The organism is Terriglobales bacterium (assembly GCA_035561515.1).
Lineage (GTDB): Bacteria > Acidobacteriota > Terriglobia > Terriglobales > Acidobacteriaceae > DATMXP01.
On record DATMXP010000024.1, the window covers coordinates 191,242 to 202,907 of the forward strand.

The following is an 11,666-nucleotide window of genomic DNA, read 5'->3' on the forward strand; positions in this document are numbered from 1 at the left end:
CAGCCACATGCGCGATATCAATCACTCGCGCAACCTGCTCAAACTCAACGTCACCATCCGCGCGCACGAAATGCCACCTTCTCTGCACGCTCCTTGTAGATGTCCGCTAACCGTCCACGGAGGGCTTCCCACGTCACCACTTCTTCATTGATGCGAAGAGACGTATCCTTCCCGCCATTCTGGTGCACTTGTATGACGATGGTTCGCACAGGCGAGATCTCGTCTTTGCCGCTTTGTTCTTGTGGAATTCTCGCCTGTTCCCCGGTGGGAGCCACCGGTACGATGAGCATAAAAATGATGATCAACACCAGAAGAACGTCAATCAGGGGAGTGACGTTCATCTCGGGACCGCCGCTCGAGAACGCCATATATCACCTCTGCGTTAAATAGACACCGCGCAGAGTGGTTTGTTCCCGAACTTCCTGTTCTCTCACTCAACCAAAAACGTAGCTACCACGTTCCTCGTCCGCGGACCGTCCAGTTCCACCAACACAATCCGCTGCCACGTTCCCAGTAACAGTCGTCCCTTTTCGACCGGCTGAGTGACAGACGTCCCAATCAGCGCAGACAGGATGTGATCGGGCACATGACTCGGATCGTGCGGGTGGCGGTACCGCAGCTTCGGCACGATCGCCTCAAACGCATCCAGGATATCCAGGTCGGTTCCCGGATCCAGGTCCGCTGTCGTCAGCGCAGCCGTCGTGTGCAGTACCGTCAGGTGGCAGACGCCGTTCCTATCCGTCCCGAGCGCTTCCTGCACCTGATCCGTGATGTCGATGATCTCCCGCTTCTTGTGCGTTTTGATCGAAAGCTTCTGCATAGCTACCTGAACTGTTTCGCTTGCGGTGCTGGGGGGAAGTCCAACGACTCACCCTGGAACAGCGCCACGCACTGCTCCAGTCGTGCTTTTCCGTCATGCACGGCAAATGTGTACGGCTTCTCTTTCGGGCCGCTCCACAGCGTCACACCCGCGTACTCGCCATCTTTTCGCAGGATGTAATACACCATGCTGATGTAGCGCAACTTCGCTGGAGTTTTCTCATAGGCGCGAACGATCCGCTTGAGCACATCCATTCCAGCCTCGCGCGGCGACATCCCTTTGCGCATGTTCTCCACGATCGAATGTGCTCCCGCCACCTTGAGGTTCTCTTCGCCGCTACCCGTAGCGCCTGCCGAACCTACATCCTGGTCCGTGAAACAGCCCGCCCCGATGATCGGGGAATCACCACAGCGCCCTGCCAGCTTCCATGCCAATCCGCTTGTCGTCGTCATGCCCGACATTTCGCCCTTTGCGTTCAGCACGGAAACGTGGATCGTGCCCGTCGGCGGCCTAAGCACTCTCTCGATCGCATGCTCCCGCCCCCCTGAAGGGATACCGATCCGGGCGGCTTCTTCCTCCAGTTGCCGCCATCGCTCTTCATAGGTCTCGGAAAGCTTAGGAGCCACGGTTCCTTCCGGCACCTCATATTTAGGATCGGCCAGCCCTGGCCCCCACCAGTCCTGGTTCGAGTTGTTCTTCTTCCATAGCAGCCAGGTCTTATGAGCAGCTTCCGTCAGCAGATTCTCTTGCGGAAATCCCATTGCCTTCGCGAACCGCTCTGCGCCTTCACCGACCAGCATCACGTGACCGGTGTTCTCCATTACCGCCTTGGCGAGGAGCGAGACGTTTTTGATGTTTCGCACTGCACCAACGGCACCGGCCCGCCGTGTCGGGCCGTGCATGCAGCAGGAGTCCAACTCCACCACACCGTCTTCATTCGGAAGTCCGCCCAGACCGACTGTGTCGTCGTTGGGATCATCTTCCTGCGCCTTGCCGACCATAATGGCCGCATCCAACGTGTCACCGCCGTTGACCAGGAACTCGTACGCCTTCTCGATCGTCTTTATGCCAGTCCGCTTTGTGACGATGACGTTCTTGCCGCCGCTGGGTACCGCCTCCATCTTCACTTCAGCCGATTTCCCATCTGTCTTCTTGGTGGTCTGCGCGTCCACCCCTAACGCGATAGTTCCCATCGCCGTCGTCGCAATGAAATCTCTCCGGGAAAATGACATGACGCCTCCAAATGAACGAGAAAGCATAGCACCTCGCGCCTGCATGAATCCTGCACAAAAAGAAAGTCCGGCTCGCAAGCCGGACTTCGTCTACACCGCTTCGTCTACGCCAGCTTTTCTCCCACGCTTCTTTCCGCGCGGAACCTCAACAGTGCGCCGATGTTGCCGGCTTTCTGTAGTTCCGGATGGGCGGGCATATGTACGATGTCGATTCCTGCGCGCATCGCACGGCCCACCAGAGCATCCGACACATCGCTGATCTCCTTCGTCTTCTGACCGCACACGGCGCAGTTCTCCACCAATCGCATATCCAGGTGACCGCAGTTAGTGCATTCCACGCCTTCCGCAGAAAAGCCATCGCCGATGATCAACGACTGTATTTCGCCCTGTTCGAGCGAACGAAGCACACGCTTTAATCCGAGCGCTCCGTGGTTGTTGGCTCGCGCCTCATCGAGTATGGTTCTCAGCAATTCCTGCCGCTGCTTCTCGTGATGCTCCTTCAACAACCGCTGCGTATGCTGGCGGACGTCATCTACCGATGCCGTGGCCGGATCGATAACAAAGTGACCGATCACCCTCTGCTTCACATACGGGTGAAGGTGCCGCTCGATGCCCGTCCAGGCTTCATCGCGTCCACCGATCACGATCCGTTCACAAGACCCCGTGCCATAGCGGTCCAGCAGTCGATCTGCCACGCGCTTGAAGTGGTTCTGCGCTTCGTTGTCTACCTTGCGCTCCGCGTGTCCCGCGTCAAATCCGGCAAATCCATCACTGCGACCACGTCGCGGCAGTTCGTCGATCCAGCTCTCTTTCTCGGCGACCTCGCCCATCTGCATTTCGAAAAACCGCGCCTTGCTGCGGTCCAGGAGACAAACGCACGTTTCTTCCATGATCTCCTGTAAGGCTGCCAGCGGACTCACGTGGAAGTGCTTGTTGATCAGAACTTTCGATCCCTGCAATCGCGCTGGAATGTCCTCCTCTCGCCAGAATCCCTTGGAGGCACATGCGAATATGGCCTTCGCACGGCCGGAATTTCCATGCAGCCGTTCCGCCAGATCCAAGATTCGTTCCAAGTCGCTACGTACGCTCCCGTTCTTTCCCGATCTCTCTGCCCGCTTCATCGCCTCCTTTACCAGGTCTTTGATCTGCAGCGTTTCGCGGCGGTGTGATTTATCCGCAGGTGTATCAGGCTGGTAGTAAAAAGTAATGCAATCCCCTTCCGGAGACTGGAAATCCGCGATTTCGCGGATGATATCGCGCGTGATCATGCACACCTCTCTTTACACCCCAACGGGCGTGTTATGCGATTTTTGAGTGCTGTAGCAGTTTTTCTTTGAATTTGTCAGGAATTGGTAAGTTCTTGCGTAAGTGTTCTCTTGCCGATCGGATGGACTTCCTCACCTCGTCCGCCGACCGGCTACTGATTGCGGAAATTTCATCCACCGTGAATCCTTCTACCCCGAAGAGAAGGAATGCCTCACGATCTTCTTTCGCGGCGCCAAGCAGCGCCATCTCCACCAGGTTCACCATCTCGTCTGAAGCCGCAGACTCCTCGGGCGTCGCCACGCCGCGGTTCGGAATCAGGCTCTCACCGGTAACCGACTCATCGGGTTGATGGTATTGCAGGATCGCTTCATCGGTGCCGTCCTGCCTTGGCTCCTGGCCTCCCCGCAAAGGTGCATCGAGTGGGACCGTCTCGGTCCTCTCGTCTCGATGTGCCAGGTCACGAATCGCCTTCAGCGCCAGCCGGTAAAGCCACGGCTCGATCGCCAGTTTCTCCGGACGCTCCTCGTTGCCCAGCGCGACTGCGATGGCCTCGCCGATCACCTCTTCCACGCGCAACTGGTCTGGCCTGAGCTCACCGCTGTTCTCGCGGAACCGCAGTTCGCGATCCACGAACCTCTGCAATCGCGGCAGGTTCGCGTTCACATAGGTCGAAATGTCATCTCCCGAAACGCTCTCCGGTTGTACCGCTGCCATCGTTTCCTCGAATGGCACCTGTGGCACCGGTCGTGTTTTACCTACCCGTCGTTGACGCGGCCACTTATGTTGCGCCCGCAAGCGGTCCTTGTGCTTCGTGACCTGCTCAATCAGATCTTCGAAGGCACCCTTGATCGCAGCCTCCGCCCGGTCGGCGGTTTCTCGCGAGGCGATGTTGCCCGACGGCAGCTTCAAATCCAGCCGCACGTTGAACCCGGCGCGCGCTGGCCGTTCATCCACGATCGCGTGCAAATGCACCAGTTCAGGCCTGAACACTTGCAGGCGTTTCCTGAGTTTCTGAATGTTATGGCTGATTTGTTCTTCGAGGTCGGTTGACTTTGGGACTTTGTAGCTGACGTGGACATTCATTCGCTACCCTCGTGACCGCCCACTTATTGATTCAGATTTTACACCCGTTTGTTAGGAAGCAAGAGCGGGAAGGTAGTGTTGCACTACAAGAAAAGAAACTGTAAATCCCTGTGAATATTGCGTTTTATTGCGATTTTACTTGACATCGCTTGCACGAAGGCGTAACGCCGTTCATCCCTGAAAAGCCAAAATCAGAGGCAGGTTTCAGAGCACGAGCTATTCACGTGGATTCAGCTTGATCGCACCTTGATGGTTGGATTAACAGCGTAATCTTTAGCGAGTTCCGTTCCGGTACACGGCGCGGAATGACCACGCATTAAACGGCAACCGTGAACGTCGTTTCTGTTCTCGTCACCGGACGGTAGAGCGTGTCGCGTTCGACCGGTACACGTCCGGCTTCTTTGATCAGACGCTCCAGTTCCTGCCGCCTCATGCCCTGCGGAGTCTCTGCGCCGGCATCGTGGTAAATCTTTTCTTCGATTACCGTTCCGTCCAGATCGTCTGCCCCGAAACGCAACGAAATCTGCGCGATCTTCGGCGTCAGCATCTGCCAGTACGCCTTGATGTGGGCGAAGTTGTCGAGCACCAGCCGCGACACAGCCATCTGCTTGATATCTGTAAATCCGCTGGTCCACGGCAAATGCGAGAGCGGCGTATTGTCCGGGTGGAACGCGAGCGGAATAAATGTCTGAAACCCGCCGGTCTCATCCTGGAGCGCTCTGAGCTTCAGCAGGTGATCCACTCGGTCTTCGTCATTCTCGATGTGCCCGTAGAGCATCGTCGCGTTCGACTTCAGCCCGATCTCATGCGCAATTTTGGCTGTCTCCAGCCATTGCGAACCATCGATCTTGTGGTCGCAAATGATGTGGCGCACGCGCTCGTTGAAGATTTCCGCTCCCCCGCCCGGAAGCGAATCGACCCCTGCCTCCTTTAAGGCCACCAGCATCTCGCGAATACTCATCTTCGCCCGCTTCGCCAGGAATGCCACTTCGACCATCGTAAAGGCCTTTAGGTGTACCTGCGGGAAGCGCTGCTTCAATCCCTTGACCAGGTCAACGAAATATTCGAACGTCAGGTCTGGATGCAATCCACCGACAATATGAAACTCCGTCACCGCTTCCGAGTAGCCGGAGGCTGCCGTCTGAAACGCCTCTTCCAGCGCCATCGTGTACGCGCCCGGAGCGTCCTTCTTCCGGCCAAATGCACACAGTCGGCAATACGCCACGCACACGTTCGTATGATTGATATGGCGGTTCACATTGAAGTACGTCTTGTCGCCATGCATCTTCTCGCGGGCGAAGTTGGCCATCCAGCCAAGCGCCAGGATGTCCTTGGTCCCGTACAGCGCCAGGGCATCATCGGCGCTGAGGCGCTCTCCTGCAAGCACCTTCTCGGCAATGGGCCGCAGACGCGAGTCGTCCGTCTGGAATGCATGTCTCACGGCAGTTTCAGGCATATGTCCGATGATATCGCACCCCTCCCGTGAAGTCACAGGGGCAAGTGACTTAGCAGTTCTGGCTCGTGCTACTCTGCGTCCTCTGCGCCGAAGTTGTGGCCAATAAAAAACCGCGCACACCGTCAGTATGCGCGGCCATTTACTTTTTCGATTTATCTGGTCAGTGCCGCTTCCCTCACACCCTTGCGCTCTTTCACGGCCATCAATTCACCGGCTTTTTGGGCAATGTGCTCGGCGCTAACCTCGAACTCCTTAACCAGTTCCCAGGGCGCGCCCGAATCGCCGAAGCGATCCTTTACGCCGATGTATCCGGTGATCACCGGGGTTCCATACACCGCCGGACTAGCCGTGATGACCGAACTCACCTTCCACGCCAGAGCACCGATCTGATGTTCTTCGGCCGTGACTACCACGCCGGTTTCCTTCGCGGCGCGGATCACGGCTTCGTCATCGAACGGCTTCATTGTGTGTAGGTTAATCACGCGCGTCTCGAACCCGAACTCCTTCTTCAGGATGTAGGCCGCCCGCATCGCTTCGGGAACCATCGGTCCGCAAGCAACGATCGTCAAGTCCTCATCCTCATTTTTGTACTCGGACGCCAGCACCGTTTCGAACGCATCGACGAAGTTCTCTGCCTCTTTCCGGAAGCGGATCACGTTCGCCTTGCCGAATACGAATGGCGACTTATCGTTCGTCACGATCGGCGTCGCTTCACGCGCAAACCGGATGTACTTTGGGCCAACATGTTCCAACAGCAGATAGCCGGTCGCCCGCTTCGTCTCTACCGAGTCGCACGGCACAACCACCGACATATTCGGCAGTGCGCACATCGCGAACAGGTCTTCCAGCGCCTGGTGAGTCGCGCCATCTGGACCGACAGAAACGCCGCCGTGCGCGCCGGCAACCATTACGTTAAAGTTCCCGTAGCAGACCGACACGCGAAGCTGATCGAGGTTGCGCGCCGCCGCAAATGTTCCGTATGTTCCGAATACGGCGATCTTCCCTTCTTTCGCCAGTCCTGCTGCCGCGGCGGTCGCCGACTGCTCGGCGATGCCCATGCTCAGCCAGCGGTTCTTGCGTTCGGGATTCTTGCTGTAGAACTCACTTATGGTGATGGAACCGGAGATGTCGAGACCCAGGCAGACGATACGGTCGTCGTCGCCGTTCTCGGCGAGCGACTGGCCAAAGCCCATACGCGTAGGCTTCATCGCTACTTTCATCGTCACGTTCTTGTTCCACCAATAATCGCGCGAGAACTTCGGCATCTTAGCGTCGAGCTTCTTGTCTACTTCCGCCTGATAAGCCTTCGCGTGCGCGAACAGTTCATCTACCGGGATCTTGCCGACCAGGTTCAGTTCCGTCAGGCTCTTTGTCAGTTCTTCCTGGTTCGGAGCCTTGCCGTGCCAGCCGGCGATATCCTCCATGAAGCTGACTCCCTTGCCCTTGATTGTGTCCGCGAGGATCACCGTCGGCTTGCCATTCGCGAGCGCCTTCGCCTGCTCGAGCGCGTCCACCACCTGCCTCATATCATGACCGTTGATCCGGATCACGTTCCAGCCGAACGCCTTGTACTTGTCGTCGAGCGGCTCAACGTTCATCACGTCGTGGACCTTGCCATCGATCTGGAGCCGGTTGCAGTCCACGATGCCGACAAGGTTGTCGAGTTTGTAGTGCGCCGCTTCCATCACGGCTTCCCAGATATTGCCTTCCTGCTGCTCGCCGTCGCCCATGATCACGAACGTTTTGTAGCTCTTCTTATTCAGTCGAGCGCCAAGGGCAATTCCCACGCCGACGCTCAAGCCCTGCCCGAGGGAACCGCTGGAGACTTCCGCTCCCGGAATCTTTAACCAGTGGGGATGTCCCTGGAACGGAGAGGACAGTTTGCGCAGCAACGCGACATCCTTCTTGTCGCACGCACCCGCAAACGCCAGCCCGATGTAAAGGCTCGGAGCCTTGTGTCCAGTGGACCAGATGATGCGGTCACGCCCTTCCCAGAGCGCATCTTTCGGATCCAGGTCGGCTACCCGCAGGTACAACGCGGCGGTGATGTCCATGATGGACAGCGTCCCACCGGCATGACCCGATCCGGCTGCGCACAGGCATACGAGATCGTAGCCACGCATCAGGTTCGCCTGTTCTTTCAGTTCCTCAATCGTGTATTGCCGGATCGTTTGTCCGGTTTTGGAGTCCTTCAATGCCATGACGTCTCCTCGCGGTCCACTGCCAAACTGGGGATAAGTAACCGCCTTGTTTATCACGGGGATGGACACAAGTCGGGTGCGCACGTCACAAGTGGGTGTGACGTGTTGGCACAAACGGAAAGGGCACGCCCGAAAGCGTGCCCTGGTAAGGAGTTGCGGCTATAGTTCGAGTTCGGCCTTCAGAAGGTCCTTCCCCTCTGCCGGACTGACCTTGAATCCCAACCTCTTAAAGATAGCCAGCATGTCTTCGTTCTCAGACAGGATGCTCGCAACCACGCGCTTGCCACCTTCCTTACGGGCGATCTCGATGCCGCGCTTTACGAGTTCGGTACCGAGTCCGAGGTGCTGTGCTTCGTCGATGACGACAACCATCGTCTCGTAATCCTCGGTGCCATGCAGGTGATGCAGGCGCCCGACAGCGAGGATTTCACCAACACCCGATTTTGGATCACGCTGCTCGGCTACCAAGGCCATTTCGCGGTCATAGTCGACGAAGCAGATTCGCGTCAAACGCTCGTGTGCTGTGCGCTGCGACAGCTTCAGCGGAGCGAAGTAGCGCATCAGCACCGTGCGATCCGACAGCTTCTCGTGAAACTTGATGATGGTCGGCTCGTCTTCCGGACGAATCGGCCGGATCGTGACCGGCTTGTTGTTCTTCATCGTCCATTCGCTGACGTACTGGATTGGATACGGACGAATGGCAGGTTTCGGAAGATCCGATTCCGTCGACTTCGGGTCATGCAATACGACGCGAGCGTCCAGCGCGATCAGGTTGTCGGGCGAAGCCAGCAACGGGTTAATGTCGAGTTCCTTGATCCAGGACTGCTCCACCACGAGGTAGCTGAAGCGCACGAGCAGGTCTTCGAGCGCCGCGATATCCACCGGCTTGCGCCCGCGAACACCCTTCAGTGCCGTGAAGATCTTCGTTTGCTCGATCATGCGCTTTGCCAACGTCGAGTTCAGAGGAGGCAGAGCCAGCGCGCGGTCCTTGAACACTTCGACCAGTTGTCCACCGGTTCCGAACAGCAACACCGGACCAAACTGCGGATCGATGCTGCTGCCGATGATCACTTCGTAACCATCCAGCTTGATCATCGGTTGAACGGTGACGCCCTGGAAGTGCTGGGCACCAACCTTCTCGGTTACCGACTTCTTGATCGCGTTGAACGACTGGCGAACGCCATCGGCATTGCGGATATTGAGCTGAACCCCGCCGACATCGGTCTTGTGAGTGATCGTTTCGGAGAACAGCTTCAGCACAACCGGGAAGCCGAACTTCTCAGCCGTCTTGATGGCTTCGTCTTCGGTCGTAGCTATCTTGGTCGGAACCGTCGGGATGCCATAAGCTGCGAGCAGTTCTTTCGACTCGAACTCAGTCAGGATCGTGCGACCCGACTTGCGAACTTCATCAATGATCTGCTTCGCCTTCGCACGATCCGGAGCAGCGGCATCGCCATCGGTGCGAAGCGTCGGGGTTTCATACAGCGCGCGCAGGTTATAGCTGTACTTCCACATGTAGTTGAACATGCGTGCTGCTGTATCGGGGAATGCAAACGTCGGAATGCCGGCCTGGTTGAGAATCTCCTCGCCCGCGGCGACTTCCGCTCCGCCCATCCAGCTTGCCAAAACCGGCTTGCCGAGCGAATTCGCATAAGGCTTGAGCTGTTCGGCGATCTGCGTCGGGTTCGTCATGCCCTGTGGCGTAAGAATCACGAGCATTCCGTCGATTGCTGGATCCTTTGCGGCGATTTCGAGCGATGTCGAATAGCGCTCCGGTTCCGCGTCGCCGAGGATGTCGACTGGATTGTTATGGCTCCAGTGCGGCGGCAGAAAATCGTCAAATGCGTTCATCGTTGCCGGGGAAAGATCGGCAACATGACCTTCGCCCGTAACAAGAGCGTCGGTCGCTAGCACGCCAGGGCCGCCGGCATTCGTAACCATGCAAAGCCTTGGACCTTGTGGCAGGGGCTGACGAGCCAGAACTTCCGACATGTAGAACAGGTCGGAGATGTTCTGAACGCGCAGAACACCGCTGCGTTTGAAAGCAGCGTCCAGGACCTCGTCGGAGCCAGTCAACGAACCTGTATGCGAAGCAGCGGCCTTGGCCGCGGCGGCGGTGCGTCCGGGCTTAATCACGAGGATCGGTTTAGTAAGAGAAATTTCGCGGGCGGCGGAGAGGAACGAGCGTGCATCGCCGACCGATTCCATGTAGACGATGATGCTCTTCGTCCGCGGGTCATCGCCAAAGTAGTCAATCAGGTCGCCCCAGCCCACATCGAGCATCGATCCGGTGGAAACGAAAGCGCTGAACCCGACGTTCTCGCGCAAGCTCCAGTCAAGAATTGCGGTGCAGAGTGCACCGGATTGAGAGATGAAAGCAACGTTCCCGGGGCGCGCTGCATGGCGAGCGAAGGTTGCGTTCATTCCGGTGATCGGGTTCATCACGCCAAGGCAGTTCGGTCCGATGATGCGCATCTTGCCGCCGGCAATGGTCTTGGCGATCTGGCGCTCGAGTTCCTTACCTTCTTCGCCGTGTTCCTTGAAACCGGCCGAAATGATGATGGCCGCCGGGACGCCGTTTGCCACGCACTCCTGAATCAGGCCAGGGGCTGTTGGAGCGGGAGTCGTAATCACGACCAGGTCTGGCCGTTCGGGCAGCGACGCAACGTCCTTGTAAGCCTTAACGCCCAGGATGCTGGGACGCTTTGGATTGACCGGATACACGGTTCCGCCGAACGGCGTGCTGAGGAGATTCCACAGGACATTGCGGCCTACGCTTCCCTCTCGTTCGCTGGCGCCGATCAGGGCAATGCTGCGGGGATTGAAGATGTCGTCAAGAGGATGGCGTTCCGACCGAAGCAAATCGTGCGCGGGATCGATAATCAGCTTGCCGGACGGGTATGCCTTTGCGGCGGGATTTTTCACAAAACTCGCTTCCATGTATAAGGACCTCGCTCCTATAAATTATGAACCTTTTAGAGTCCGATTTTCGGACGAATTCCCGCCATGACTCCCATCACCCGGAAACGTGAGATTCGGCAGCAACGCTGAACAGAGGCGTTGGAATCAGGCATTGGTTGTGGGAATTCCGCCCAGCACATGAGTCGCGGCCGCACCCTTCTTTTCGGAAGATGCTATGTCGGCGATGGTGGTTCCCTGCAGGAACTCCATATAAGCCTTGCGGATCTCGTGCCATTTCTGGTGTGCCGTGCATGAATCGGTTTCGGAACAGTCGTCTCTCTCGCCCAAGATGCAGGGCTGCGGTGTCTGCATCTGGTCAAAGAGTTGGACGATCTCGATGAGCTTGATTTCGTCGGGTGGACGGACCAGCCAATATCCGCCGCGGCTGCCACGTGCGGTGCCCAGTACTCCGGCGTTCTTAAGCGACAGCAGGATCTTGGCCAGGTAGTTCGGCGGGATATCCGCCTTGCTGGCCAAGTCTTTGCCAAGCATCGAGTGGCTTTTGCGCTGTCTCGCCAGTTGAGCCAGCGCTCGTAATGCGTATTGGGACGTTACCGAGAGCATTTCTTGACCTGCGGATGTTCAACTCCATATTCATCTTGGCGAAGAGAAAACACCTGTGATTTTCGTCACAAAAATCAGTGATA

Annotated in this window: 9 protein-coding genes; all 9 read right to left on the reverse strand. The window is 57.4% G+C overall.

All coding sequences use genetic code 11. The annotated features are described in order from the left end of the window. Positions 1 to 50 precede the first annotated feature (50 nt). Positions 51 to 368: a biopolymer transporter ExbD gene (locus VN577_12015; protein HWR15547.1), complete on the reverse strand. Its 318-nt coding sequence runs from the start codon at positions 366 to 368 to the stop codon at positions 51 to 53. 62 nt (positions 369 to 430) lie between these two features. Then, positions 431 to 820 carry a secondary thiamine-phosphate synthase enzyme YjbQ gene (locus VN577_12020; protein ID HWR15548.1) on the reverse strand — a complete coding sequence of 130 codons (390 nt, stop codon included), beginning with the start codon at positions 818 to 820 and terminating at the stop codon, positions 431 to 433. Between the two features lie 2 nt (positions 821 to 822). Further along, a complete protein-coding gene (locus VN577_12025; protein HWR15549.1) occupies positions 823 to 2,052 on the reverse strand; it encodes a N(4)-(beta-N-acetylglucosaminyl)-L-asparaginase in 1,230 nt (409 codons plus the stop codon). Positions 2,053 to 2,156: 104 nt separating this feature from the next. Further along, positions 2,157 to 3,320: a hypothetical protein gene (locus tag VN577_12030; protein HWR15550.1), complete on the reverse strand. Its 1,164-nt coding sequence runs from the start codon at positions 3,318 to 3,320 to the stop codon at positions 2,157 to 2,159. Between the two features lie 31 nt (positions 3,321 to 3,351). After that, positions 3,352 to 4,401, reverse strand: a complete 1,050-nt coding sequence (locus VN577_12035) for an HPF/RaiA family ribosome-associated protein (protein HWR15551.1) — start codon at positions 4,399 to 4,401, stop codon at positions 3,352 to 3,354. A 316-nt stretch (positions 4,402 to 4,717) separates the two neighbouring features. Next, positions 4,718 to 5,857: an aminofutalosine synthase MqnE gene (mqnE, locus tag VN577_12040; protein ID HWR15552.1), complete on the reverse strand. Its 1,140-nt coding sequence runs from the start codon at positions 5,855 to 5,857 to the stop codon at positions 4,718 to 4,720. Positions 5,858 to 6,009: 152 nt separating this feature from the next. Further along, the gene (locus VN577_12045) at positions 6,010 to 8,058 is read right to left on the reverse strand and encodes a transketolase (protein ID HWR15553.1); all 2,049 of its coding nucleotides are present in this window, start codon (positions 8,056 to 8,058) and stop codon (positions 6,010 to 6,012) included. Positions 8,059 to 8,217: 159 nt separating this feature from the next. Continuing rightward, complete coding sequence (locus VN577_12050; protein ID HWR15554.1) at positions 8,218 to 10,998, reverse strand: bifunctional acetate--CoA ligase family protein/GNAT family N-acetyltransferase; 2,781 nt, start codon at positions 10,996 to 10,998, stop codon at positions 8,218 to 8,220. A 126-nt stretch (positions 10,999 to 11,124) separates the two neighbouring features. Beyond that, positions 11,125 to 11,583: an Rrf2 family transcriptional regulator gene (locus tag VN577_12055; protein ID HWR15555.1), complete on the reverse strand. Its 459-nt coding sequence runs from the start codon at positions 11,581 to 11,583 to the stop codon at positions 11,125 to 11,127. Between the last annotated feature and the right edge of the window lie 83 nt (positions 11,584 to 11,666).